Annotated in this window: 25 protein-coding genes; 13 read left to right on the forward strand and 12 right to left on the reverse strand. The window is 59.7% G+C overall.

The window, feature by feature from the left end; genetic code table 11:
• Positions 1-10: 10 nt before the first annotated feature.
• The 3 genes from GOX88_RS07485 to GOX88_RS07495 are packed head-to-tail and all read right to left on the reverse strand — an operon-like array spanning position 11 to position 4,561.
• Complete coding sequence (locus GOX88_RS07485) at positions 11-3,049, reverse strand: efflux RND transporter permease subunit (protein ID WP_170400556.1); 3,039 nt, start codon at positions 3,047-3,049, stop codon at positions 11-13.
• A gap of 10 nt (positions 3,050-3,059) precedes the next feature.
• Positions 3,060-4,097, reverse strand: coding sequence for an efflux RND transporter periplasmic adaptor subunit (locus GOX88_RS07490; protein ID WP_170400557.1), 1,038 nt, complete (start codon positions 4,095-4,097; stop codon positions 3,060-3,062).
• Positions 4,094-4,561 (reverse strand): MarR family winged helix-turn-helix transcriptional regulator, encoded by a 468-nt coding sequence (locus tag GOX88_RS07495; protein WP_170400558.1) that lies wholly within the window; start codon positions 4,559-4,561, stop codon positions 4,094-4,096. The genes GOX88_RS07490 and GOX88_RS07495 overlap by 4 nt, the downstream gene beginning before the upstream one ends.
• Before the next feature lie 167 nt (positions 4,562-4,728).
• Here GOX88_RS07495 and GOX88_RS07500 point away from each other — a divergent pair, with 167 nt between their 5' ends.
• Together GOX88_RS07500 and GOX88_RS23725 are read left to right on the forward strand one after the other, a co-directional pair.
• Positions 4,729-5,853, forward strand: a complete 1,125-nt coding sequence (locus tag GOX88_RS07500; RefSeq protein WP_170400559.1) for a beta-ketoacyl-ACP synthase III — start codon at positions 4,729-4,731, stop codon at positions 5,851-5,853.
• Between the two features lie 124 nt (positions 5,854-5,977).
• Positions 5,978-6,628, forward strand: a complete 651-nt coding sequence (locus GOX88_RS23725) for an immunity protein Imm33 domain-containing protein (RefSeq protein WP_170400560.1) — start codon at positions 5,978-5,980, stop codon at positions 6,626-6,628.
• Positions 6,629-6,719: 91 nt separating this feature from the next.
• On the opposite strand, the gene GOX88_RS07510 is transcribed toward GOX88_RS23725, so the two are convergent.
• Positions 6,720-7,181: a hypothetical protein gene (locus tag GOX88_RS07510; protein WP_170325914.1), complete on the reverse strand. Its 462-nt coding sequence runs from the start codon at positions 7,179-7,181 to the stop codon at positions 6,720-6,722.
• A gap of 356 nt (positions 7,182-7,537) precedes the next feature.
• On the opposite strand from GOX88_RS07510, the gene GOX88_RS07515 reads away from it, so the two are divergent.
• Entirely contained in the window at positions 7,538-8,116 is a 579-nt protein-coding gene (locus GOX88_RS07515) for a thymidine kinase (RefSeq protein WP_170400561.1), read from the forward strand.
• On the opposite strand, the gene GOX88_RS07520 is transcribed toward GOX88_RS07515, so the two are convergent.
• The 5 genes from GOX88_RS07520 to GOX88_RS07540 form a co-directional block, all read right to left on the reverse strand.
• Positions 8,113-9,063 carry a 2-hydroxyacid dehydrogenase gene (locus GOX88_RS07520; RefSeq protein WP_170400562.1) on the reverse strand — a complete coding sequence of 317 codons (951 nt, stop codon included), beginning with the start codon at positions 9,061-9,063 and terminating at the stop codon, positions 8,113-8,115. The genes GOX88_RS07515 and GOX88_RS07520 overlap by 4 nt on opposite strands.
• Entirely contained in the window at positions 9,063-9,401 is a 339-nt protein-coding gene (locus tag GOX88_RS07525; RefSeq protein WP_170400563.1) for a tRNA-binding protein, read from the reverse strand. The genes GOX88_RS07520 and GOX88_RS07525 overlap by 1 nt, the downstream gene beginning before the upstream one ends.
• Positions 9,394-10,209: a pyrroline-5-carboxylate reductase gene (proC, locus tag GOX88_RS07530; protein ID WP_170400564.1), complete on the reverse strand. Its 816-nt coding sequence runs from the start codon at positions 10,207-10,209 to the stop codon at positions 9,394-9,396. Before proC ends, GOX88_RS07525 begins: the two co-directional genes overlap by 8 nt.
• A 36-nt stretch (positions 10,210-10,245) precedes the next feature.
• Entirely contained in the window at positions 10,246-10,746 is a 501-nt protein-coding gene (locus GOX88_RS07535) for a YbjN domain-containing protein (protein ID WP_170400565.1), read from the reverse strand.
• 310 nt (positions 10,747-11,056) lie between these two features.
• Positions 11,057-11,305: an accessory factor UbiK family protein gene (locus GOX88_RS07540; protein WP_050604795.1), complete on the reverse strand. Its 249-nt coding sequence runs from the start codon at positions 11,303-11,305 to the stop codon at positions 11,057-11,059.
• Between the two features lie 97 nt (positions 11,306-11,402).
• Here GOX88_RS07540 and lgt point away from each other — a divergent pair, with 97 nt between their 5' ends.
• The 5 genes from lgt (at position 11,403) to GOX88_RS07560 (ending at position 15,627) form a co-directional block, all read left to right on the forward strand.
• Positions 11,403-12,290 carry a prolipoprotein diacylglyceryl transferase gene (gene lgt / locus GOX88_RS07545; protein WP_170400566.1) on the forward strand — a complete coding sequence of 296 codons (888 nt, stop codon included), beginning with the start codon at positions 11,403-11,405 and terminating at the stop codon, positions 12,288-12,290.
• The gene (locus GOX88_RS07550; protein ID WP_170400567.1) at positions 12,287-13,354 is read left to right on the forward strand and encodes a class I SAM-dependent methyltransferase; all 1,068 of its coding nucleotides are present in this window, start codon (positions 12,287-12,289) and stop codon (positions 13,352-13,354) included. The genes lgt and GOX88_RS07550 overlap by 4 nt, the downstream gene beginning before the upstream one ends.
• A complete protein-coding gene (gene pgeF, locus GOX88_RS07555) occupies positions 13,351-14,109 on the forward strand; it encodes a peptidoglycan editing factor PgeF (protein WP_170400568.1) in 759 nt (252 codons plus the stop codon). The genes GOX88_RS07550 and pgeF overlap by 4 nt, the downstream gene beginning before the upstream one ends.
• Before the next feature lie 270 nt (positions 14,110-14,379).
• Positions 14,380-14,508, forward strand: coding sequence for a hypothetical protein (locus tag GOX88_RS23645; RefSeq protein WP_302478180.1), 129 nt, complete (start codon positions 14,380-14,382; stop codon positions 14,506-14,508).
• 336 nt (positions 14,509-14,844) lie between these two features.
• A complete protein-coding gene (locus tag GOX88_RS07560) occupies positions 14,845-15,627 on the forward strand; it encodes a Hint domain-containing protein (protein ID WP_170400569.1) in 783 nt (260 codons plus the stop codon).
• A 113-nt stretch (positions 15,628-15,740) separates the two neighbouring features.
• On the opposite strand, the gene GOX88_RS07565 is transcribed toward GOX88_RS07560, so the two are convergent.
• Positions 15,741-16,241 carry an Lrp/AsnC family transcriptional regulator gene (locus GOX88_RS07565; protein ID WP_058280045.1) on the reverse strand — a complete coding sequence of 167 codons (501 nt, stop codon included), beginning with the start codon at positions 16,239-16,241 and terminating at the stop codon, positions 15,741-15,743.
• A gap of 228 nt (positions 16,242-16,469) precedes the next feature.
• On the opposite strand from GOX88_RS07565, the gene trxB reads away from it, so the two are divergent.
• The 5 genes from trxB to GOX88_RS07590 all read left to right on the forward strand — a co-directional run bounded on the left by trxB (position 16,470) and on the right by GOX88_RS07590 (position 22,506).
• Positions 16,470-17,411, forward strand: coding sequence for a thioredoxin-disulfide reductase (gene trxB / locus GOX88_RS07570; RefSeq protein WP_170400570.1), 942 nt, complete (start codon positions 16,470-16,472; stop codon positions 17,409-17,411).
• A 212-nt stretch (positions 17,412-17,623) separates the two neighbouring features.
• Positions 17,624-17,872: an RES family NAD+ phosphorylase gene (locus GOX88_RS23400; RefSeq protein ID WP_254443296.1), complete on the forward strand. Its 249-nt coding sequence runs from the start codon at positions 17,624-17,626 to the stop codon at positions 17,870-17,872.
• Positions 17,873-17,930: 58 nt separating this feature from the next.
• Positions 17,931-19,598, forward strand: a complete 1,668-nt coding sequence (locus GOX88_RS07580; protein ID WP_170400571.1) for an adenylate/guanylate cyclase domain-containing protein — start codon at positions 17,931-17,933, stop codon at positions 19,596-19,598.
• Between the two features lie 216 nt (positions 19,599-19,814).
• Positions 19,815-21,533, forward strand: coding sequence for a bifunctional sulfate adenylyltransferase/adenylylsulfate kinase (locus GOX88_RS07585; protein ID WP_170400572.1), 1,719 nt, complete (start codon positions 19,815-19,817; stop codon positions 21,531-21,533).
• Positions 21,534-21,648: 115 nt separating this feature from the next.
• Positions 21,649-22,506: a hypothetical protein gene (locus GOX88_RS07590; RefSeq protein ID WP_170400631.1), complete on the forward strand. Its 858-nt coding sequence runs from the start codon at positions 21,649-21,651 to the stop codon at positions 22,504-22,506.
• Here GOX88_RS07590 and GOX88_RS07595 read toward each other — a convergent pair.
• Positions 22,503-23,378: a glycosyltransferase family 10 gene (locus GOX88_RS07595; RefSeq protein WP_170400573.1), complete on the reverse strand. Its 876-nt coding sequence runs from the start codon at positions 23,376-23,378 to the stop codon at positions 22,503-22,505. The two genes, GOX88_RS07590 and GOX88_RS07595, sit on opposite strands and share 4 nt — an antisense overlap.
• The gene (locus tag GOX88_RS07600; RefSeq protein ID WP_170400574.1) at positions 23,375-24,262 is read right to left on the reverse strand and encodes a PhzF family phenazine biosynthesis protein; all 888 of its coding nucleotides are present in this window, start codon (positions 24,260-24,262) and stop codon (positions 23,375-23,377) included. The genes GOX88_RS07595 and GOX88_RS07600 overlap by 4 nt, the downstream gene beginning before the upstream one ends.
• Between the last annotated feature and the right edge of the window lie 16 nt (positions 24,263-24,278).

Below are 24,278 nucleotides of genomic sequence, written 5' to 3' on the forward strand. Positions count from 1 at the left end.
CCGGTATTTATCAGGCCGCGGCCTCGCGTTTTTCATCCCGCGAAAAGAACACGAGATAAAAGACCGGCGCCGCAACCATCGTCAGGATCGTGGCAAAGGCCAGGCCGCCCATGATTGTCACCGCCATGGACCGGAAGAACGCATCCGCCAGCAGCGGCGCCATCCCCAGAATGGTGGTGATCGCCGCCAACAACACGGGGCGCAGACGCGAGACCGAAGCTTCTACAATTGCCTCGCGCAGAGGTTTGCCGGTGGCGCGGACGAGGTCGATTTCCTCGACCAGAACGATGCCGTTCTTGATCAGCATCCCCGACAGGCTGAGCAAGCCCAGCAGCGCGGTGAAGGTAAACGGCAAACCAGTGCCCAGCAGGCCGATCACCACCCCGTTCACTGCCATCGGCACCAGCAGCCAGATGATAATCGGCTGGCGGATGGCGTTGAAGATCAGCACCGAGATCAGCACCATGATCAGCAGGCTCAGCGGCAACTGACGCCCGAGGCTTTCATTGGCTTCACCCGCGTTTTCGAACTCGCCGCCCCATTCCATCCGGTAACCCGGCGGCAGTTCCATGCCTTCGATGGCGGCGCGGACTTCCGAGTGGACCTGCGCCGCCGTCATGTCCGGCGGGATATCGGCCCCAACGGTGATCGTTAGCACCCTGTCGCGGCGATGGACCAGCGTGTTGAGGGGCTTGTATTCAAACCCATCAACCATTTGCTCGATAGGAACAAACCGCTGCGACTCGTCCGAGAACACGACCTGATCCACGATCGAGTAATCTTCGTCCACGGGGCGGCGCAGGATGATCGGGATCAGGCGGTCCCGCTCGCGGAAACCGCCAGCGGAGATTCCATCCGTCGAAAACTGCAGCATTGCGGCGATATCTTCGCGCGAAACACCGGCGGTCTGGGCCCGCTCGGTCGCGTAAATCGGCTGGACAGCCAGTTCCTGCTCGCGCCAGTCGTGATAGACGTTCAGCGCGTTGGGCGACGCCTCACGCATTTTCAGCACTGCAGCGTCGGCCAGTTCACGCAGCACCGCCGGATCACTGCCCGAGAACCGCGCCTGGATCGGATCGCCGCCACCGGGGCCAAAGATCAGACGCTTGGTGCGGAACTGGCCTTCGGGGAATTGTGCCTGACCAAAGGCTTCCAGATCCGCTTGCAGGGCCGGAATGTCATCCAGCGTTTCGGTGCGGATGATCATGTGGCCATAACCGGGATTCGGTTTTTCCGCCGAATAAGTCAGCAGGAACCGGGTCGCGCCCTGCCCCACAAAGGTTGCGACGGACACAACGTCGTCACGCTCGGCCAGCCAGCCTTCAAACACGGCCATATCTTCGGCGGTGCGGGCAATCGGAGTGCCTTGGGGAAGATTGTAATGCACAAAGAACAGCGGCGTATTCGAGTCCGGAAAGAACTGCTGTTTCACCAGACCGAATCCCGCGAAACACACCACCGTTACCCCGGTCAAGGCGGCAATCACCAGCCACCGCATCCGCAGAGACCAGCGCAGGATCGCGCCGTAGACGCGGAACAAAACACCGCCATAGGCATCAACCGCGCCCTCTTTGCCCTGTTTGAAGAAGTAATGTCCAAGCAGAGGCGTCACAGTCAGCGCCAGCACCCAGCTCAGCATCAGCGAGATGCCGATCACCGCAAACAGTGAGAACAGGAACTCTCCTGTCGCATCGGGGCTGAGACCGATCCCCGCAAAAGCCATGATGCCGATGACCGTGGCCCCCAATAGCGGGATTTGCGTCTTGGACGCAGCCTCGTCCGCCGCATCGCGCGAGGTCTTGCCGCGCAGCATGGCGATCTGCATCCCCTCGGCGACAACGATGGCGTTGTCCACCAGCATCCCCATGGCGATGATCAGGGCCCCCAGTGATATCCGCTCCATCTCGATCGAGAAGAGCGACATGAACAACAGCGTCCCCACAACGGTCAGCAACAGGGTCGAACCTACGACCACCGCCGCGCGCCACCCCATGAAAATGCCCAGCACCGCAACCACGATACTGACGGACATTGCAAGGTTCACCAGAAAGTCGTTCGAGGCCTGCTCGACCACCACGTGCTGCTGATAAATCGGCAGGATCTCTACGCCAAAGGGGATTTGGGCGTCCAGTTCGGCAAACTTGGCATCGGCGCGTTGGCCAACTTCGACAATGTTCTCGGTCGATAGCCCAGCGATGCCCAGCGTGAACGCTTCGGCGCCGTTGAAACGGATCATGACATCCGGGTCGGTTTGGCGGCCCCGATACACGTGGGACATATCGAACAGGTTGATCACCTGCCCTTGCGACCCCACAGACAAGCCGGCAATGGCCGAGACGGAATCCGACCCTTCCGCCGTCAGGATGGTGGTGCGGTTGTTCTCGGACCGTAGGGAACCCGACGCGTTCACCGAATCCGCGTTGGCGATGGCTTCGTTGACGGTCTGGATCGGCACATTCTGGTTCACGGAAATGGCAAGGTCAGGCTCAACAAAGATCGCCTCTTGCGGCAGGCCCATCACCTCGACATCTGCGACACCGGATACAGTCAGCAGCTCGCGCCGCAGAAAGGTTGCCAATTCGTGTTTCTCGGCATCTGAAAAGCCGTCAGCGGTGACCGCATAGAACAGGCCAAACACGTCCCCAAAACCGTCATTCACCATGGGTTGACCAACGCCCGGAGGCAAGCTTCGCGCCGCATCGCGCATCTTGGCACGTAGTTCGGTCCAGATGCTCGGCAGCTCCGACCCGTCGTAGGTGGACTTGATTTCAACTTCGATCAGCGAAAACCCGGGCTGGTTGACCGACGTGATCGTCTTGACCTCGCCCATTTTCTGAATCGCGGATTCCAAGGGCTCGGAAACCTCCAGCGCCACTTGTTCCGCCGTGGCGCCGGGATACTGTGTTGCGATGACAGCGTTTTTGATGGTGAAGGCCGGATCTTCCAGACGGCCCAGCGAAAAGAACCCCCAGATGCCCCCAAACAGGGCAAGCAGGATTATCAGCCAAGTATAGAGCGGCCGGTCAATTGAGGCGCGTGCGATGTTCATCTGTCTGCCCTCAATTCGCGAAACCGACAAAGCGGCGCACCGCCTGACCGTCGGTCAGCGCCCCTCCTCCGGCGACAACGATTTCGTCGCCATCCGACAGGCCGGTCAGCACGCGAACCTCGCCTGTCTGGGTCGGCTCGATAGTGACAGGTACGTGACGAATGGTGCCCTCATCGGCACCTACCGGCGAAAACACCATGACGCCCAGCGCGCCGCCGGCATCCGCAACAATGGCCGAAGCCGGGACAACGATGCCGGTCCGGGCATCCTGCACCTTCACGTTCACAGTCACGGACGAGCCTGGCAGAATCTGCATTCCCTCGGGCGGTGTCAGTCCGAACTGGATGCGGAACGTCTGGCCAACGCTGGAGGTTTCGGCATCAAACTCGCGGATCTCAAGGGGAAACACTTCTTCACTGGCAGGAAACTTCGCCGTAATTGCCAGCTCATTTTCTTGAGAAGACCGCTGGAACAGGATCTCGGGCACGTCGACCTCGATCCGCAACTCGGACATGTCGTGGATGCGGACGATGGGCGCACCAGCCGACACCGTGGTAAAAGCCTCGACCGTCCGACTGGATACCAGCGCATCAAACGGCGCGGATAGCGTGGCGTGTTCCAGATCGTATTCCGCATCCCGTACCGCGATCTCGGCCAGTTGCGCTGCAGTTTCCGCATCATCTACTGCAACCTGGCTGGCCGTCGTTCCGCGCAGGCGCGACAGACGGGCCAGGGTTCGGTCGGCTTGGTCCTTTTGCAGCACGGCCCGGTCATAGCGGCGCTGGAATGGGGTCTGGTCCAGTTGCGCAATCAACCCGCCTTTTGGGATCACAAAGCCCTCGGTCACCGGCATTTTCACAATTTGTCCGGAGACCTGAAAGGCCAGATCAACAGTTTGCCGAGCGGCCACGCGCCCGAAAAACTGCCGTGAAAACCCGGGCGAGGTTTCCCGTACCTGCATCAGCTTGACAGGTTTGGCCGTGTCTTGTGCCACAACCGTGGTCGCCAGCGCGATCAGGGTCGCACTGAGTACAGAGAAGAGTTTCATTTCGTCAGTCCCTCGGGAATTCCCGTTTTCAGAATGTTGTCTCGAATTTTGCACGCCAGCCGCGCGAATTGGGCAGTCTCGTCGGCATCCAGACCAGAGGCGCGGTGGAACAGGTCTCCGGCCACGGACACCAGCATGTTGCGCAGGTCCTGGCCCTGCTCTGTCAGAACCAGCAGCCAGGCCCGGCGGTCTTCTGGGTCGCGTTCTCGCGTCAGCAGCCCCGCCTTTTCCAAACCATCCGCCGTCGCCGTGATGGTCGAAGGGACGGTCAGCATATCCGTGGCCAGAACGCCCATGCGCTTGGGTTGATCCAGTTTGATCAGCATGTGGCATTCGGCATGGCTGAGATCGGTTTCGACGCAGTCAAAGGCCTCTTCCAGTTTCCAATACAGCGCATACACCCCCATGATAGCCTGAATTTCAGGGCTGAGACGGCCAAGCCTGGTGCTGATATCGTCTGACATACGAACCCTCCGGATGAGTCAGGCTGGTCATATACTTCGAATTTTGAACTATTCAAGATATGAAGCGGAATTAGGTTGAACCCCGCGCATTCCGTTAGGTCACCATACCTTGATCAAACCCGGCTGTGACTGCATTTTAGGCAAACTCGAAACATCCAGGACCCGCCATGTATACCCCTGCAATCACCGGCACCGGTGTTTTCACGCCCGAAAGCGTTATCACCAATGCCGAGCTTGTCGCCGCCTTCAACGCCTATGCCGACAAGCAGAACGCCGCGAATGCCGACGCGTTGGCAGCGGGCGAGATGGAGCCGATGCAGCACTCCTCCGAAGAGTTCATCCTAAAGGCGTCGGGTATCGAGAACCGCTATGTCATGGACAAATCGGGCGTTCTGGATCCGGACGTGATGCACCCCCTGCTGCGCCAGCGCAGCGATGATGAGCCGGGCATCATGACCGAGATGGCCGTGGATGCCTGCAACAAGGCGCTGGCTCAGGCCGGACGCAGCGCCGAAGATGTCGATCTGGTGATCTGCGCCGCGTCGAACCACGAACGCGCCTATCCCGCGATTGCGATCGAGATCCAGCAGGCCCTGGGGATCAAAGGGTTCGGTTTCGACATGAACGTCGCCTGTTCCTCTGCCACGTTCGGCATTCAGGCGGCGGCGGACATGATCCGCTCGGGGTCCGTACGGTCGGCGCTGGTGGTGAACCCCGAGATTTGTTCGGGCCATCTGGAATGGCGTGACCGCGACTGTCACTTTATCTTTGGCGACGTGGCCACGGCCACCCTGATCGAACGGATCGAAGACGCGCAGGGCCCGCATTTCGAGATCCTCTCGACCCGCTGTGCCACGTCGTTCTCGAACAACATCCGCAACAACAATGGCTTCCTGCGCCGATCGCGCCCCGACGGGGTGGTCGATCGGCGCGACATGCAGTTCATGCAAAACGGCCGCAAGGTGTTCAAGGAAGTGCTGCCGATGGTCAGCAAACACATCTCGGACCACATGGAGTCCGAGGGTGTGGCCAGCAGCGACCTGAAACGCCTATGGCTGCATCAGGCCAACAAAACGATGAACGACTTCATCGGTAAAAAGGTGCTGGGCCGCGAGCCTGAGCCCGGTGAACAACCCAACATCCTGCAGGACTATGCCAACACGTCCTCGGCCGGGTCGATCATTGCGTTTTCAAAGTATTCGGATGACCTGACGGACGGCGATGTCGGGCTGATCTGTTCCTTCGGCGCCGGGTATTCGGTGGGGTCGGTGATCGTGAAGAGGCGCAGGTAGCCCCTTCGGTCCAGCGGAGGAGTTCTTTACCGTATGTTCTTGCGCCGGTTCTGGAAATTGATCACGGTGGTGATGAATACTACGGAGCAAAGTGAACCACCAACGCTGATCAAGGTCGCCTTTTGTGACAGAACCTACCTTTCGTCTTCAAGACCCGCGCCCGACGCAAAAAGAAAACCCTTACACATTCCATATCCCAAGCAAGGAAGAACTTGCCGAAGTCACCAACGGGACAACCGTCAAACTGATCTTCAGTGCGGTTCCTGCATCCGAGAAATACGATGCAGAGCGAATGTGGGTTATAGTTGAACACCGCGATGGCACCAACCTGCTGGGCAGGCTCGACAATACTCCAGACGACATTCCAGGGCTGAATCCCGGCGACCCGGTTGAGTTCCAAATTCATCATGTCATCGATGTTGATTGGGAAGACCCAGAACTGAATGCGCGCTTTGCAAGCGACTTCAACAACTGGTTTGCGCGTTGCTTTGTAGATGATGCAGTCCTGGAACGACGCGCCCGCGTAGGGTTTATATATCGTGAAGACCCCGAACACGACGAGGAAGACAAGTATCCTGATACCGGCTGGCGGATCCGCGCAGATGTAGAACAGCTATCGCAAGAGGAATACGATGATACACCGTGCAGCTATGTCGCCATCGGTGCAGTTTTAAATTGCGACGACAGTTTTGTGCATCTGCTCTCAGAACCTGTCGGCAGCAGGTTTTTGAGAACTGAAGGCGACACATACGAGCTTTGTCAGGAAAACGAGTAAGTGTGCTTAGGTGATTGGCGATCTCGGAGTGATTGTGGTGCGCAAGCAAATCCAATCAAAGTTGCTAGCCGCTCCACAACGCCAGAATTGCTCAGCTCACGCTTTCCTCTTCCAGATGCAGTTTCATCTCGATCAGCACCTGTTGCAGCAGGCTGGTTTCCTTCAGCAGGCGCTTGGCCTCGTTCACGGTGATGATACCGTCTTCGATGGCGGCCTGATACTCGGTCATCAGCATCGCAAACCGCTGACTCAGGGCGATGACGTCCGAGTTCACCCCTCCGGTGCGCGGTTTGTCCGTGTTGCGGCCATCATAGGATAAGGTGATGTTCTTTAGATCGGCCAGCGCCGAGGTGACATGCGGATAGGTCGAAACGGCCTCTAGCCGGGCCACGGCGTCCACCGGCATGAACCGATCAACGTGCTCGGCGTTGTCTGAATAATATCGGCCCAAAGTCGCCTTGGATTTGCCTGTGATGTCACATGCGGATTCAATGCCGACATCTTTGACCAACGCTTCTGTGTGTTTTTTCAGATAGGCCCCGATATCTGCCATGTTTTTACCTTTTCTGCCTGTCTCTCCCACAATATCTGCCACTGCGGGGGAAAGGGAAAAGAAATTTCCCATACTCGAGTCTTAATTGAAATGTCATACATTGGCTATCCCTCAGATATTCGGGGGTTTTGTGAGTGAGTGACGGCAGTTCCGGCCGGTGATGAGTAATTGTGAGGCAAATATTAGCCTCGCTCAGTATTGGCCGCCTGTCGGCCAACGGCGTCGCTGTTGTTGATGCGGGGGATCCATCCCCCTTGAGCTTTAGGCTCGGCCCCCGCACAACAACGGCGACATCGTTTCTTTCCCCCGGTTTTGGCATCTTGCCCATGGGGATCAGGCGTTTTAGACCCGGGCGCATGGCAAAGCTGTATTTCAACTATTCGACCATGAACGCGGGCAAATCGACCGTGTTGCTGCAGGCCTCGCACAACTATCGCGAACGGGGCATGGACACCTACCTGATGACCGCTGCGCTGGATGGGCGGGCCGGAGTGGGCAGGATCGCCTCGCGGATCGGCATTTCCGCCGATGCTGATACGTTTTCAGTCGCCGACGACGTGTTTGCGATGATTGAAGCGCGCCTGAACCGGGGCGAGATCGCCTGTGTCTTTGTGGACGAGGCGCAGTTCCTGACCGAAGATCAGGTCTGGCAACTGGCCCGCGCCGTGGATGATCTGCGTGTTCCGGTGCTGGCCTATGGGCTGCGGGTGGACTTTCAGGGTCATCTGTTCCCCGGGTCGGCGGTCCTGCTCGCGCTGGCCGATGAGATGCGCGAAGTCCGCACGATCTGCAAATGCGGCCGCAAGGCAACGATGGTGATTCGTCAGGACGAGAACGGCAATGCCATCACCGAAGGCGCACAGGTGCAGATCGGCGGGAACGAAACCTATGTCTCACTCTGCCGCAAACACTGGCGCGAGGCGGTCGGAACCTAAACCGGATTCGGCAGCGCGTGGCCTGCGACAAAGGCCGCGACGTTGTCCAACGCCATGTGGCCCATGTCGGTACGAACTTCCTCGGTCGCAGTACCCAAATGGGGCAGCAGGGTCACGTTCTGCATGTCGCGCAGGGCTTGCGGGACGGCGGGTTCGAATTCGTAGACATCCAGCCCCGCACCAGCGATCTCGCCGACTTGCAACGCCGCGATCAGAGCCGACTCGTCCACGACTTCTCCGCGCGCGATGTTGATCAGGATGGCTGAAGGGTTCATCGCCCCAAGCACCAAAGCGTTGATCAGGTGGCGGGTTTCGGCACCACCGGGGACGGCGAGGATCAGGAAATCGACAGACCCGGCCAGCGCCTTGAGATCGTCGGTGTACACGGCCGGAAAGTCCAGATCTTTGGCGCTGCGCGACTGATAGGCGACCTGCATTCCAAACCCGAAATGACACCGGCGCGCAATGGCTTGACCGATGCGCCCCATGCCTACGATACCAACGCGTTTGCCGGTGACGTGATGGCCCAGCATCTGCGTCGGGTGCCAACCCTGCCAGTCGTCTGCACGGACCAGACGTTCACCCTCACCCGCGCGGCGGGCGGTGGACAGCAACAGGGTCATGGCTATGTCGGCAGTGGCATCGGTCACCGCACCGGGTGTGTTGGTGACCGCAACGCCAGCGGCACGGGCGGCGTCCACGTCAATGTGATTGTAGCCGACGCCAAAATTCGCCAGCAGTTTGCATCGGGGATTGGGCGCTTCGGCGAACACCTGAGCCGAAAAAAGATCGCCCAGAGTGGGCACAACCACATCGAAATCCCTGAGCGCCTGCAGCATTTCATCGCGCGTCAATGGCAGCGTTTCACTGCGAATCTCGACGTCGAACTCGGCACGGGCGCGGGCCTCGACTTCGGCGGGCATGGGGCGGGCAATAAGCAGCTTCATCAGTGCATCCGCCCGCCGACGGGAACTTCACCATCCGGGCCGATCAGGACGATCTCGCCGTTTTCATCGGGCAAACCCAGCACCAGAACTTCGGACATGAACCGACCGATCTGACGCGGCGGGAAATTGACGACGGCCATCACCTGTTTGCCCACCAGTGTCGCCGGGTCGTAATGCGCCGTGACCTGGGCCGAGGTTTTACGCTCACCGATCTCATCGCCGAAGTCGATCCACATCTTGATCGCGGGCTTGCGGGCTTCGGGATAGGGTTCGGCGCGGATTACCTCGCCCACACGGATATCTACCTTGAGGAAATCGTCGAAGGTAATCTCACTCACGGGACAGCTCCTTGGATCGGTCGGTTGCGGCTTTGACGGCGCGGTGTAGCAGGTCAGGAAAGCCCTCTTCTTCGTGCATCAGCACCTCAAGCGCGGCCTGCGTGGTGCCGTTGGGCGAGGTCACGTTGATGCGCAGCTGCGACGGGTCTTCCTCGGCCGCCTTGGCCAACGCCCCAGCCCCGGCAACGGTTGATTTGGCCAGCTTCATCGCCAGTTCATGCGGCAATCCCTGCGCCTGCCCGGCAGCGGCCAGCGTTTCAATCAGGTGGAATACATAGGCCGGGCCCGAGCCGCTGAGACCGGTAACAGCGTCCATCTGCGCCTCATCGTCGAGCCGGACGGTTTCGCCAATAGCCGACAGCAGGTTTTCGGCCAGCGCAACATCAGCATCCGATGAAACCGAATTGCCGATAAGCGCGGTGATTCCCTGCCGGATCGCAGCAGGTGTGTTCGGCATGGCACGGACGATCGGAGTGCCCTCACCCAAAACGGATTCGAAGGTGGCAATCGAGGTGCCTGCAGCAACAGACACGAACAGGCTACCACCACCGCCCAGCGCCTTGATCGCGGGCAGAGCCTCACCCATCATCTGCGGCTTGACGGCCACCAGCACCACAGCGGGCGCTTCGGGCAACGGAGTGTTGATGCTAACGCCCTGCGCCTTCAACCAGTCCGAGGGGTTCGGGTCGATCACCCAGACGGCTGACGCAGGAAGGCCATGCTCCAACCATCCGGCGAGCATGGCCGATCCCATCTTGCCGCAGCCCAGAAGCACCAGCCCCTGCTCGGCGACGCGTGACATGTCCATGATTGCCCCTCCCCTTAGTCGGCTTGGGGCAAAGCTTTACGCGCGGCCGTAGGCCTCTGCAATGGCGACTTGCATCGCCTCTTCAGGGGTCCGGTTGCCCCATGTGACCAACTGGATCGCCGGGTAGTAACGCTCGGCGCTCAGCACCGCTGCGTTGATCAGGGTGTCGATCTGTTCCGGGCTCGCCATCTGACCACCGGCCAGAACCAGACCGTAGCGATAGACCATCAGTTTCTGATTGGCCCAGTACGTAAACGCCCCCGCCCAGCACTGATCGTTCATCTTGTTCAGCAGCTCGTACAGCTCGCTCTCACGCGCGGACGGTGGCTCCATTTCAAAGGAACAGACCATCCGCAGGGTTTCGTCATAGTGCGACCAGGCCAGAGTGATCGAGTATGTGCGCCACTGCCCTTCGACAGCCATGGCGATCTGATCATCCCCGATCCGGTCAAAGTCCCAGTCGTGGTGTTCAGCCAAATGTTCAACAATATCGATCGGATGAAGGTCTTCTTCGAGAAACTGCTCGGAAAGGGCCATAATGCCACCTCACTAATCTCTAGCATTTCGGGGCTGGCAGCGCCCCAGCGCTAGTTGCCTGCTCTACAAGCCGGGCTTCCCCCGTAGGCCTGTACTAAATATGGTGCGACGCAAGATGGGTTCTGGCAACCCTATTTATTGGGGATAACAGCAATAAGTTGTGGACAGAAGGCAACTAGGGTCAAAATATTGGCACTTCACGCAGCTTTGTCTTGATTAAATTCCGCAAGACGGCAAGATGCACAACACCGCGCAACCCAGACCCGGATTGCGCGGCGGTAGTTTTTTTCCGGAAATTCCGAGTTGGACGTTACTTGTCCAGTTTCGCCTCAAGCGCGGCAATGCGCGCTTCAAGCGCTGCGTTCTCTTCACGTGCTTTCTGAGCCATCGCGCGGACGGCATCAAATTCTTCACGCGTGACAAAGTCGCGGTCGGCCAACCAGCGGTCGATCATCGACTTCATCGCGTTCTCGGCTTCTTCCCGCGCGCCCTGTGCCACGCCCATGGCGTTGGTCATCAGCTGGGATACGTCGTCGAGGATCTTGTTGCGGGTTTGCATGGCGTTACTCCGAAATCGCGGTTGGTCTCTATATGGGGAATGATTGACGCGGGCTCAAGGTTGACTTGCCCTGCAAACCCCGGGCAATGAGACGCACATGCAGGCTGTTTTGAATTTCCCCGATCTGTCGCCCGAATTGTTCTCGATCTCGCTGTTCGGGATGGAGTTCGCGCTGCGGTGGTACGCGCTGGCCTATATCGCCGGTATCCTGATTGCATGGCGGATGGGGGTGATGGCGCTGAAGCGCCCGGCCCTTTGGCCCGACAAGACACCGCCGATGAAACCCGAACAGCTTGAGGATCTGATCACCTGGATCATCCTCGGCGTGATTCTGGGCGGGCGTCTGGGGTTCGTGCTGTTCTATCAGCCCTCCTATTACCTTTCGAACCCGCTGGAGATCGTGAAAGTCTGGCAAGGTGGCATGGCCTTCCATGGCGGGCTGCTGGGGGTTGTGATTGCATCTTACCTCTATGCCCGGCGTCACCAGATTCCGGTTCTGTCCATGGCGGACCTCATCGCCCATACCGTGCCGCCGGGGCTGTTGCTGGGGCGGCTGGCGAATTTCATAAATGCCGAACTCTGGGGCCGACCCAGCGAGTTGCCATGGGCGGTTATCTTTCCGGGTGCAGCCGCGCAGGACTGCCCCGGAGTGGTCGCGGGCATGTGCGCGCGACATCCGTCACAACTGTATGAAGCCGCGTTGGAGGGGCTGCTGCTGGGCGCCGTGTTGCTATGGCTGGCCTATCGGCGCGGAGCCTTCCACAAGCCCGGCCTAATCATGGGCCTGTTCATGGCGGGCTATGGCGCCTCGCGGTTCATTGTCGAATTCTTCCGGCAGCCCGACGCACAGTTCATCTCGGCCGGTAACCCGCTGGGGTTGGCCCTGCAAATCGGTGGGTACGGCCTGACGATGGGACAATTGCTGTCGCTGCCGATGATCGCGCTTGGCTTATGGTTCGCCTTGCGTGCAAGATCGGAATCATGAGCCTGAAAGATCATCTGCTGGCGCGGATCGCGCAGGACGGCCCGATGAGCGTGGCCGACTACATGGCCGAATGTCTACTGCACCCGACGCATGGCTATTACACCACCCGTGACCCGCTGGGCGCGCAGGGGGATTTCATCACTGCCCCGGAAATCAGCCAGATGTTCGGGGAACTGATCGGCCTATCTCTGGCGCAGAGCTGGCTGGATCAGGGGCATCCGGACCATTTCGTGCTGGCCGAGCTTGGGCCAGGGCGCGGCACGCTGATGGCGGATATGCTGCGTGCCACGGCGCGCGTGCCGGGGTTTCTTGATGCCGCTGAGGTGGTGCTGGTCGAGGCCTCACCCGCCCTGCGGGATATTCAGGCGCAGACCTTGAAGGAGTTTAAGCCGCGCTGGATCGATTCGGCTGCCGACCTGCCCGAAGCACCGCTGTTTCTGGTCGCGAATGAGTTTTTCGACGCCCTGCCCATCCGCCAATTCCTGCGTGACGGCAATGGCTGGCGCGAACGGCTCATCGGTCTGGAGGGTGATGCGCTGGCCTGGGGGCTGGGGCCGCAGGGTGAGCAAGTCGCGCTGAAGGATCGACTGGATGACACCAGAGATGGTGAACTGGTCGAGCTGTGCGCAGCGGCCATACCCATCATCACCGTGGTCGCAGGGCGAATCGGCACCCATGGCGGGGCAGGTCTGATCGTGGATTACGGCGACTGGCATTCGCTGGGCGATACGTTTCAGGCGCTGCAGACGCATGAGCGCACTGATCCATTGGCCCTGCCCGGTCAGGCCGATCTGACGGCGCATGTGGATTTCGAACCGCTGGCCCTGGCGACCCGCGCGGCGGGATGCGCCCATTCCCGTCTGACACCGCAAGGCGTGTTCCTTGAACGGCTGGGAATCGCCACTCGCGCGCAGGCGCTGGCGGCACCGCTCGGCGGGTCTGAGCTCGAAGCCCTGGTTGCTGCACATCGCCGGTTGACCCACCCCGAGGAAATGGGAAACCTGTTCAAGGTGCTGGGCCTCTACCCCACCCCTTCCTCGCCACCACCCGGACTAGAGCCATGACCCTGGAAATTCTGACCTCAGATTTGCTGTCGCCCATGCGCCACGGGTTCTTCAGCCGCCGCGGCGGCGCCTCATCGGGTGTCTTCGCCGGCCTCAACTGCGGCTATGGGTCGTCCGACCAGACCGAGGCCGTCACGGTGAATCGCAAGCGGGTAGCGCAGGCAATGGATGTCTCGCCCGAGGCGCTGATCGGCGTTCATCAGGTTCATTCGCCAACCGTGCTGACCGTCGACGCGCCGCTAAATGGCGAAAAACCCAAGGCCGACGCCGTGGTCACTGCAACGCCCGGTTTGGTTCTGACGATTCTCACCGCTGATTGCCAGCCGGTCCTGTTCGCCGATTCTGACGCGAATGTGATCGGGGCTGCCCATGCTGGTTGGCGCGGCGCGCTGGATGGGGTGCTTGAAGCGACACTGGACGCGATGGAAGCCCTGGGCGCGAAACGGGAAAACACCGTGGCCGTGATCGGGCCCTCAATCTCGCAACGCGCTTATGAAGTAGGCCCCGAGTTTCTGGACGAGTTCGTTGCCGATTCTCCGGAAAACCTGCAGTTCTTTGCGAACGGGAACGGGGACAGGCTGCAATTCGACCTGCCTGCCTTTGGCCTGCATCGGCTACGCCAGGCGGGGGTCGGTCAGGCCGAATGGACGCGCCACTGCACCTACTCTGATCCTGACAGATTCTATTCCTACCGCCGGTCGACCCACGCGAAAGAGGCTGACTATGGCCGCCTGATTTCTGCCATCAAACTCTAAGAGCGCGCCCGGATTACGGCGGTATCGCCGCTTTTTTGCCACAATTGTTTTGTCTACCTGAGTCGTAGCAATTCGATTTTTATTGTCCGCTCTCAGATGGTTATCGGTCCTAAAGTCAACCAAGCGCGACATATCCGGAAAAGAGGAAACGCAAACCTTCCATTGTCCTGAATTCATCCCGGATCAGCCTTATCGCCGCCGCAATGGCACTGCACATTGAGGGCCCAGAGGAAAAACGGGGCAAAAGTTCCCAAACGGGCAGGACATGACATGAAGACGAAATCACGCTTTCTCAGCGCCGTGGTTGCGGCCACCAGAGAGCAACAGTTGGAGATGCCGTGGAAACGGGTTTCCAGCCACTCGGTCAGGGTCGCACGTCGCCTGGCGGCACGTCGCTGATCAAAAAAGGCCCCACCAGCCAAGCTGCCGGTTTTTGGGGAATTGAAGACGCACAGCGGAGGAAGGCTCCGATCCGGTGTGTGACCTGCCGCCAATATTGTGTGCGGTTGAGGTTCGGGGCGTGTGTGCGCAGGCAATTTCGCCCGCGTTTGTATGAGTTTGTCTGGGGGGACCAGTGGTGACTAAAAGCGTAGGGATTTTCGTTGCAACTAGCGCCAACCGCGCCTGCCGTCCTGCGGTCACAAGCTTCTTTCCAGGCAAAAGTATATCCGATTGGGTGAGCCTGTACGGGGGTTCGGTTTGCCTGAGCGGAGGTTAGAGGGGACGAAATTGAAAATGGGTATTCCACGTTCGTTATCGCGCGCGGCCAGAAACGCCGTAGAAACCTCGGCACTGCTGCGTGACACGCCAAGGCCGACAACACAGAAAAAGGCGCAGCTGCGGCGCTATGAAGTCAGCACATTGATGAGAAACGGGGATGTCGTACAGACCCGCCACATCGCGCCTGCCCTGCCGATGTTCGAAGACGCGTTCTGTGCCTTTACCCGCGGTTCTCTGGTCGAAACCGAATTCGGGCCAATGGCGATCGAAGACCTGCTGCCCGGCGATACGGTCCTGACACAAAGCGGCGCCTCGGAAACGGTGCTGTGGAAAGGGTCAGTTACGCTGGTTCCTGGGCGTGAGGACTCTCGTGGCCGGGCACGACCGCTGACACGGATCATGGCCGACACGTTCGGGATGCAAAAGCCGATGTCGGGTGTCATCGCCGGCCCTGCCGCGCGGCTGCTGGGAACACCTGCGCACCTGCGGCATCTGCATGGCGACGATCAGGTTCTGACTCCGGTCCACGAGTTTCAGGACGGGACAAGCATCATCGAAACGATGCCGCCAGCACCGGTCGAGCTGTTTCACATCTGCCTCAAACGCCATGCGGTGATCAGGGTCGACGGGCTGCAATTCGAATCCTATCATCCCGGCGCCAACACCATTCGCAAGGTAAGCCGGTCACTGAAATCTATCTATCTCAACCTTTTTGCGCATATCGATACGCTGAACGACTTCGGACCGCTGGTCCTGCCACGCGCCGGAGACGGAGAGGTGGATGCGATAACCGCCTGAATCCGGGCTCATTCTGCAATGTGGGGGCATTATGCAGTTATTGTTAAGTTGGGTGTTTTATATGACGGTGGCAGCCTTTCTGCCATCGATGAAGCCACATCCAAAGGCGGCGCTTACGCCGTCCGGCTCATTCGTTCTTCCAGAACATCAAAAGGTACGCCGGGCTCGTCTTTTGCGCCGCGGATGACCAGCGAGGTCTTGACGCTGGCCACGTTCGGCGTGGTCAGCAATTCGCCTGTCAGGAACTGCTGAAAACTGCTCAGGTCCGGTGCGACGCATTTCAGGATAAAATCCACCTCGCCGTTCAGCATGTGGCATTCCCGGACCAGCGGCCATTCGCGGCAGCGTTCCTCGAACGCGCTCAGCTCGGATTCTGCCTGGCTCTCCAGACCGACCATGGCAAAGACTTGAACCTCGAACCCCAACTCACGCGAGTTCACTTCGGCGTGGTAGCCGCGGATCAGGCCCGATTCTTCCAATGTCCGCACGCGCCGCAGACACGGAGGCGCTGAAATACCCACGCGCTTTGCCAGCTCGACATTGGTCATGCGACCGTCTGCCTGCAATTCCGCCAGAATCTTGCGGTCAATCTCATCCAGCCGTATCGCGACCATCAAATGCTCCTGATTTTTGCGGTTGTTATATCAGCCCCCAAGGGATGCGCAATAATCTTTCGCGGTCGCGCAATATTGTTTGTTTTCAATGTTCTTTTTTTTATGCGCCATTCGTTGGGCTCATAGCGGGTGTGAAACAGGAAGGGGCTTTATACGCGGCACAGGGGTCGCTATATCCATCCGCCAGGGGCCATGCGCCCAAATCAGGCAGATCGAGTTGGGGGTACCATGGCCGAAACACGTCACACAAAGGTTCTGATCATCGGGTCGGGACCGGCCGGTTATACTGCAGGCGTCTATGCAAGCCGCGCGATGCTCGAGCCGATCCTGGTTCAGGGCATCGAACCCGGCGGTCAGCTGACCACCACCACAGATGTTGAAAACTACCCCGGCTTTACCGAAGTTCAGGGCCCTGATCTGATGGTCAAGATGCAGGAACACGCTCAGGCTATGGGCTGTGAGGTGATCGGCGACATCATCAGCGATCTGGATGTTTCGAAACGCCCCTTCACCGCCAAGGGCGACAGCGGCACCACCTACACCGCGGATGCTGTCATTCTGGCCACCGGTGCGCGTGCCAAATGGCTGGGTCTGCCGTCGGAAGAGAAATTCAAGGGCTTTGGCGTTTCGGCTTGTGCCACCTGTGACGGCTTCTTCTATCGCGGGCAGGAGATCGTGGTGATCGGCGGCGGCAACACCGCCGTGGAAGAGGCACTGTTCCTGACCAACTTCGCCAGCAAGGTGACCCTGGTCCACCGCCGCGACGAGCTGCGCGCCGAGAAGATCCTGCAGGATCGGCTGCTGAAGCACGAAAAAATCGAACCGCTGTGGTTCCATGAACTGGAAGAAGTGGTTGGCACCGATGCCCCGCTGGGCGTCGAAGGCGTGCGCGTCAAGAATGTCAAAACTGGCGAGATCACCGAGATCCCCTGTAAGGGCGTCTTTGTTGCCATCGGCCACGCTCCGGCCAACGAACTGGTCAAGGATACGTTGGAAACCCACATGGGCGGCTATGTCGTGACCAAGCCGGGCTCGACCGAGACCTCGGTCCCCGGTGTCTTCGCCGCTGGCGACCTGACCGACCACATTTATCGTCAGGCCGTCACCAGCGCCGGCATGGGCTGCATGGCCGCGCTGGACGCAGAACGCTTCCTGGCGGAGCATGACTAACCCAGTGCTGGAATTCTCCGGCCCCGTCTGGAGAATTCTGTTTCTGTCACAGATCGACGCCCCTCTGGCCTCCGCACAGGCGCCCGAGGGGCGTTTTCATTACGCGGGTCAGAGGGCGCTGTATGCCTCTCTCACAGCAGAGGGTGCCGGGGTCGCGATCCGGCGGTATGTGTCGGACGGCGACCCTCCACGGGTAATGCAGCGCGCGCATCATGGGCTCTCGACTGGTGGACCTGCGCGGACGACCCGACGTTTCGATTGTCTGGCAGGGCATCCGCGACGTTCAGGGACGCTCACCCACATGGCAATTTTCAGACGAAGCCCGCGCCGAGGGGGCCGACGGGGTGCTGTACAGCTCACGCTCGCGTCCCGAACTCAGCCATGTCGTGCTGTTTGACCCCTCCCCTGCCCTGATCCGCACGGACGCCGCGGCAACAGAATGGGTCCCGTCTTATTCTTGACCCACTCGCCCGCCCGTATCAGACTCGGGTGCACGCAAAGCGAATACAGGTGACTTGATTGAACAGCGTTCTATGGCGAGGCGGGTGGACAACCCGGCTGAGGATCGGCAGCGGCCTGATCCTGTTTACCTTTGCCTTCTTTCATTTCATCAATATCGGGCTGGGGCTGTTTCACACCGATTATCTGCACGGAATGCAGGATGGTCGCAAAGCGGTCACCCGCCACGATGTCATGAGCTTGGTTTTGTATGCTGCGCTGTTGCTACATGCGGGGCTGGCGCTGTTTTCGATCAGCCAGCGCAGAACGCTGCGGATGCCGCTGTCGACGGGGTTGCAGGTTGTGCTTGGTTTGCTGATCCCGCTGCAGCTGATCTCTCATATCGTGCACACGCGCTATGCACATGAAATCTATGACGTAAATGACGAGATGGGCTATATCATCGTCCTGATGTGGCCCGGCACCGTGATCTGGATGCAAAGCCTGCTGTTGTTGGTGGTGTGGGTTCATGGCTGCATCGGGCTGCATATGTGGCTGCGGCTAACCCACTGGTGGTCGAAAACTGTGCCCTATCTGATCGGTGTAGCGGTATTCATCCCCTCGTTCGCGCTCGCCGGGCTGCTGACCGAGGGGCGGCGCATCTGGGCGGATTTTGCCGACCCGTTCCTGCGCGAACAATATATCGAGCATTACAACTGGCCCTCGCCCGAGGCATTCGAGGCCATGTTCAGCGTCAAGGACAATGCGCTTATCGCCTTTTGGGTCGCGTTGGGGGCGGCACTGGCGGTGTTTGCGATCCGCAAGCTCTGGCGTCGCAGGCATTCCGTGCGGGTGAAATATGTCGAAGGCCCCGAGGTCGTGGCCGAAAAAGGCATGACCTTGCTTGAGATTTCGCAGTCCAATGGCATCCCTCATACCGCCCTGTGCGGCGGTAAGGGGCGGTGCACCACCTGCCGAGTGATCGTCGAAGACGGTGCCGACTCACTCCCCGCCCCCGAAGAGGTTGAGGCCCGCAGTCTCAACGCCGTTGGCGCCCCGAAAGGCGCTCGGCTGGCCTGTCAGATCCGTCCAACCGAACCTCTTACCGCGTATCGCATGTTCCGCCCGGAGGGAGGGCGGCACCGTGCCCATGCAAGCCAGGGGCAAGAGCGCAAACTGGCCGTTCTGTTTCTGGACATGCGCGGGTTCACGTCACGCACCACCGGCCAGCTGCCCTATGACATCGTGTTCCTGCTGAACCGGTTCTTTGACGCCATTGTTCCGGCGATCACCGAGGATGGCGTGGTCGACAAATATATGGGCGATGGCCTGCTGGCCGTTTTCGAAACGTCCGACGCCGAAAGCTCGGCCCGGGCAGGATTGAGGGCTGCGGCCGATGTCAGCCGCGCCCTCGCGCAGTTCAACCAACGGCTTGAGGCCGAGGGCAGCCCCCGCATACGCATAGGGATGGGGTTGCATCTGGGTGATCTGGTACTTGGGGAAATCGGTGCCGCCGGTCATGCCGCACGCACCATCATTGGCGACGCGGTCAACGTGGCCAGTCGGCTTGAGGGTGAAACCAAGGCACTGGGGGTCGAGCTTCTGGTTTCGACTGAATTGCTGCAGATGGCAGGCTATGAAGGCGACCAGAGCGGTATGAAGTCATTCGAATTGCGCGGCGTAACCCGCCCGATTCCAGCCCTGCCGGTAGCAAGAGCAGCAGATTTGTCGCCGGTCACCGCAGGTTAGGAACAGACGTGCTGAATCCGCGCAACAACCGCGCGTCGGCGGGAATAAAGTCGTGAAAAGTTGACCCTGCCGAAATTTCCTTCCAATCCGGGTAAAAACGGCGCATATCGTCCTTAATTTCGTGAATGTATATGGACTTCGACCAGTAGTCGGGGCAAATGCCCCGCAAGCACCCCTGAATCACCGGTTAAACCGCACTTCGACAAGAGTATTCCCATGACGATGTTAAGCAATCTGGCTCCGATTCCCGAGCTTTATGTATCTTATGAATCGGCCCAAAAGCTGAAAGTGGAAGCCGCCGACCTGACCAGCTGGGACTTGAGCCCGCGTCAGATCTGCGATCTGGAGCTTCTGATGAATGGCGGGTTCAACCCGCTCAAAGGCTTCCTGTCCGAGGCCGACTACGACAACGTCGTTGAAAACATGCGACTGGCTGATGGCACCCTGTGGCCTATGCCGATCACGCTGGACGTCAGCGAAGAGTTTGCCGAAACCATTGAACTGGGTCAGGACATCGCCCTGCGCGATCAGGAAGGCGTCATCCTCGGTACCATGACGGTCACCGACCGCTGGACCCCGGATAAGGCACGCGAGGCCGAAAAGGTCTTTGGCGCCGATGACGATGCGCACCCGGCCGTGAACTACCTGCACAACGTGGCTGGCAAGGTCTATTTGGGTGGGCCCGTGGTCGGCATTCAACAGCCGGTTCACTATGATTTCCGTGGCCGCCGCGACACCCCGAACGAACTGCGTGCCTATTTCCGCAAGCTGGGCTGGCGCCGCATCGTTGCATTCCAGACCCGTAACCCGCTGCACCGCGCGCACCAGGAACTGACCTTCCGCGCTGCCAAAGAAGCGCAGGCCAACCTGCTGATCCACCCGGTCGTGGGCATGACCAAGCCCGGCGACGTCGATCACTTCACCCGCGTGCGCTGCTATGAGGCGGTTCTGGACAAGTACCCGGCCTCGACCACATCGATGTCGCTGCTGAACCTGGCGATGCGCATGGCTGGCCCGCGCGAGGCGGTCTGGCACGGCCTGATCCGCGCAAACCACGGCTGCACCCACTTTATCGTCGGTCGCGACCACGCCGGCCCCGGCAAGAACAGCCAGGGCGAAGATTTCTATGGCCCCTACGACGCGCAGGATCTGTTCCGCCAGTTCCAGGATGAAGTCGGCGTCGAAATGGTCGATTTCAAACACATGGTCTATGTGCAGGAACGCGCCCAGTACGAGCCCAACGACGAGATCGAAGACAAGGAAAACGTCACGATCCTGAACATCTCGGGCACCGAACTGCGTCGCCGTCTGTCCGAAGGTCTGGAAATCCCCGAATGGTTCAGCTTCCCCGAAGTTGTGGCCGAACTGCGCAAGACCAAACCGCCGCGCAGCCAGCAGGGCTTTACCGTGTTCTTCACCGGTTTCTCGGGCTCGGGCAAATCCACCATCGCCAACGCCCTTATGGTCAAGCTGATGGAGATGGGTGGCCGTCCGGTGACGCTGCTGGATGGTGACATCGTTCGTAAGAACCTGTCGTCCGAACTGGGCTTCTCGAAAGAGCACCGCGACCTGAACATCCGCCGCATCGGCTATGTCGCCTCGGAAATCACCAAGAATGGCGGTATCGCCATCTGCGCTCCGATCGCGCCTTACGCCACTACTCGCCGCGCCGTTCGGGAAGACGTCGAACAGTTCGGCGCGTTCTGCGAAGTGCACGTTGCGACCTCGATCGAGGAATGTGAACGCCGCGACCGCAAGGGCCTGTACAAGCTGGCGCGTGAAGGCAAGATCAAGGAATTCACCGGTATCTCTGACCCCTATGACGTGCCTCAGAACCCCGAACTGAGCGTCGAGACCGAGAATGTGGATGTCGACAACTGCGCCCACCAGGTTCTGCTGAAACTGGAAAGCATGGGTCTGATCGCTGCATCCTAAGCGCCGCTGAGAATTGCAAAACGGCCTCCGGTTTCTGGGGGCCGTTTTTTGTTGCCCGCAATTGACAAGTCTTGGCGCAATTGGTGCAGTGACCCGACGCAAGCGCATGGAGCTCATGACCTCCACCCTGCCCACCATCGCCAGTTTCTGGTTCGGTTCAGACCTCAGCTGGCTCGAGGTGTTGTGCATCCAATCCTATCTGGATCGGGGTCACAGGTTCGTCCTGTATACCGCGCATAAGGTCGACGGCATCCCCGCCGGGGCCGAGCAGCGCTCTGCCCATGAAATCCTCTGGCCCGCGCCATTCGAAATGTCCTCGGATGACCGGCTGAGGGTCGCGGTGTTTTCCGACCTCTTCCGCCTGCACCTGTCGCAGAAAACCGACTTTATCTGGGTTGATCTGGATGCTTATTGTGTTCGGTCGTTCGATTTCACCACACCGTTCATTTTCGCAACCGAGCACACCGGGATCTTTCCCACAGGCGTCTTGCGGTTGCCACCGGACTCGGAAACCCTTGCGCTGATGCTTGAGTTTCTGACATCGGCCAATCCAACACAGCCCTGGCGCGGCCGCCCTTTGCACCGGCGCAACCGACAGCGTGTCAAAAACGGTGAAACCTGGGGGGTTGAAGCCCTCCCCTGGGGTAGTTCAGGCCCCAAAGCCTTTGGGCATTTTCTGCGCAAGACCGACGAAGATCACCACGCCATGCCGGCCGATACATTCTATCCGCTGCCCGTGCATGAATTGTGGAAACTGCATGATCCGCGTGTCGTGACCTTAGATATCGAGCATGACTCTGTTCATTCGGTCCATATTTACGGGCATCAAAAACGATTTATGGCTCAGAAAACCAACGGCTTGCCCGTACCCGGGTCATATTTAGGCAGGCTGTGTGAGCGTCATGGCATTGACCCGGTCGACCGCCCAATCCAGCCTGTGGGTTGGCTGGCCCCGGCGGGGTCGTCCAGTTAGCGCGGCCCGCTGGTCAATTGCGCACGCAAGGTCCGCACGGCACGGGCATGGAAATCACCATAGTCATCCGCCTTGTGTTGGATGGCCTTCAACGACGGCAAGCGTCTGTCATAATCCGCGACTGACGCGACCTGAATGGCGCGATGAATATCATCCTCGGACTCGCACAAAACCATGCCCGAGGTGTCGAAGAAGTCAGCGATATTCGGACAGCCCCAATAGATCGGCACTGTCGAGCACAGGATCGCATCGGTCAGCTTTTCCGAAAAATAGTTCCTCTCGCGCACATTCTCGATCACCACGGAATAGCGATACGGGGCCAGCCCATCGGATTTCTGGTCAAACGGCGTATAGCCCCGCCCCATGATGTCCACATCCGCGCCGGTTTCCCGCACCCAGTCGATCACCGAATGACGCAGCTGGTGCCCTTCAAAGTCACGTTTGGCCGAGGCGATCAGCGAACAGGATTTGGTTTTAGTGACGTCAAGATCCTGCCAGTCGGGCACCATGGTGACGCCATAGGGCAGGAACACCGCGTTCGGAATACTCTGCAGCAGCACGTCGTGGAAGGTCAGCACCCGGAAGAACCGCCGCCACGTATGGCGCAGCATCCGGTCGTGTTTTCCATGGATCGCGGAGGGCTCGCCCATCATCAGAGAGATCCGCGCGCGGGTACCCCGACGCAGGCGCAGATGCACGGTCGAGTTCGGGTACATGATCAGATGATCGGTGGGCTCCAGATCACCAACCGTCTTGCCGGTCAGTCGATCAGGGCAGCCCTCGGGCCAGATAATTTCCGACAACGGGACCGAGGCCAGTTTCGGCCCTAACCGGTGCCCATAGGGCAGAATCGCAATGGCGGGCTGGGTCATTGCTCGACCTCGGGCAGATCGACCTGACCGCGCATAAGAACATGGCCACGTCCGGCAACCTTGATGCCGGTCATTGCATCCGCTGGGCCAACACGGCTGACGGTCGCCTGTCCTGGGCGCCCCATATCGTGCCCCTGCTCGGCAACGAATGTGTCTTTCGGCATCAGCCCATATTTCCACAGGTAGGCAGCCATCGCGCCGGTGGCCGATCCGGTGAACGGGTCCTCGGGCGGGCTGGGCGGCGCCATCAACAGGCGCGAGAACGTGTCGCCCGCTTGGGTCGCACCTTTAAGCGTCACGAGGAAAGGCTCGGCCATGTCAGACCCGGAAAACCCTGCCATTTCAGTAGTTTTGCCCAGCGCGCCCTCGTCCAGCTTTGCGGCGCGCAAGGCCTCATGATCACGCAGAACCGTGATGCAGAATGGTAGCCCGGTGGATACGAATTGAGGTGGGGAAATGATGGCGTCCTGCGGCAGGCTGATGGCTTCGGCGACAAGCTTGGCCGGGACCGAATTGCCGAATTGCGGCGCGACCTGCGTCATCTCAATCTCATCCCCGTTCAGACGGATCGAGACAATCCCGGCGCCCGTTTCAAGCGTCAGAGTATCACCCTGAAACAGGCCGCGAGACCGCATCGCCGCCACGGTGGCGATGGTGGGGTGCCCGGCAAAGGGGATCTCGCGGCTGGCCAGGAAATACCGCACCCGGATATCAGCCACATCGGACGATCCGGTAAACGTGCATTCAACCAGAGAGGTTTCGCGCACATAAGCCATGCAGACGTCTTGCGACAGCACAGCGCCGCCATGAACCACGGCACAGCCATTGCCGCCAAACGCACGGTCGCTGAAGGCGTCTACCCAGTCAAAGTCAAACCAGCTCATGTGTTGCGCCCTTTCG

This window comes from Ruegeria arenilitoris (genome assembly GCF_013030985.1).
In the GTDB taxonomy this organism is placed as follows: Bacteria; Pseudomonadota; Alphaproteobacteria; order Rhodobacterales; family Rhodobacteraceae; genus Ruegeria; species Ruegeria arenilitoris_B.

Bases quoted from the DNA above. Each gene is read 5' to 3' on its own strand.
- GOX88_RS07585 (WP_170400572.1), top strand. From the start codon at position 19,815: ATGACGATGTTAAGCAATCTGGCTCCGATTCCCGAGCTTTATGTATCT.
- GOX88_RS07540 (WP_050604795.1), bottom strand. From the start codon at position 11,305: ATGCAAACCCGCAACAAGATCCTCGACGACGTATCCCAGCTGATGACC.
- GOX88_RS07500 (WP_170400559.1), top strand. From the start codon at position 4,729: ATGTATACCCCTGCAATCACCGGCACCGGTGTTTTCACGCCCGAAAGC.
- proC (WP_170400564.1), bottom strand. From the start codon at position 10,209: ATGGACATGTCACGCGTCGCCGAGCAGGGGCTGGTGCTTCTGGGCTGC.
- GOX88_RS07595 (WP_170400573.1), bottom strand. From the start codon at position 23,378: ATGACCCAGCCCGCCATTGCGATTCTGCCCTATGGGCACCGGTTAGGG.
- GOX88_RS07515 (WP_170400561.1), top strand. From the start codon at position 7,538: ATGGCAAAGCTGTATTTCAACTATTCGACCATGAACGCGGGCAAATCG.
- GOX88_RS07550 (WP_170400567.1), top strand. From the start codon at position 12,287: ATGAGCCTGAAAGATCATCTGCTGGCGCGGATCGCGCAGGACGGCCCG.
- GOX88_RS07565 (WP_058280045.1), bottom strand. From the start codon at position 16,241: ATGGTCGCGATACGGCTGGATGAGATTGACCGCAAGATTCTGGCGGAA.
- lgt (WP_170400566.1), top strand. From the start codon at position 11,403: ATGCAGGCTGTTTTGAATTTCCCCGATCTGTCGCCCGAATTGTTCTCG.
- GOX88_RS07510 (WP_170325914.1), bottom strand. From the start codon at position 7,181: ATGGCAGATATCGGGGCCTATCTGAAAAAACACACAGAAGCGTTGGTC.
- GOX88_RS07590 (WP_170400631.1), top strand. From the start codon at position 21,649: ATGACCTCCACCCTGCCCACCATCGCCAGTTTCTGGTTCGGTTCAGAC.
- GOX88_RS07495 (WP_170400558.1), bottom strand. From the start codon at position 4,561: ATGTCAGACGATATCAGCACCAGGCTTGGCCGTCTCAGCCCTGAAATT.
- GOX88_RS23400 (WP_254443296.1), top strand. From the start codon at position 17,624: ATGGGCTCTCGACTGGTGGACCTGCGCGGACGACCCGACGTTTCGATT.
- pgeF (WP_170400568.1), top strand. From the start codon at position 13,351: ATGACCCTGGAAATTCTGACCTCAGATTTGCTGTCGCCCATGCGCCAC.
- GOX88_RS23645 (WP_302478180.1), top strand. From the start codon at position 14,380: ATGAAGACGAAATCACGCTTTCTCAGCGCCGTGGTTGCGGCCACCAGA.
- GOX88_RS07520 (WP_170400562.1), bottom strand. From the start codon at position 9,063: ATGAAGCTGCTTATTGCCCGCCCCATGCCCGCCGAAGTCGAGGCCCGC.
- GOX88_RS07535 (WP_170400565.1), bottom strand. From the start codon at position 10,746: ATGGCCCTTTCCGAGCAGTTTCTCGAAGAAGACCTTCATCCGATCGAT.
- trxB (WP_170400570.1), top strand. From the start codon at position 16,470: ATGGCCGAAACACGTCACACAAAGGTTCTGATCATCGGGTCGGGACCG.
- GOX88_RS07600 (WP_170400574.1), bottom strand. From the start codon at position 24,262: ATGAGCTGGTTTGACTTTGACTGGGTAGACGCCTTCAGCGACCGTGCG.
- GOX88_RS07490 (WP_170400557.1), bottom strand. From the start codon at position 4,097: ATGAAACTCTTCTCTGTACTCAGTGCGACCCTGATCGCGCTGGCGACC.
- GOX88_RS07560 (WP_170400569.1), top strand. From the start codon at position 14,845: ATGGGTATTCCACGTTCGTTATCGCGCGCGGCCAGAAACGCCGTAGAA.
- GOX88_RS07485 (WP_170400556.1), bottom strand. From the start codon at position 3,049: ATGAACATCGCACGCGCCTCAATTGACCGGCCGCTCTATACTTGGCTG.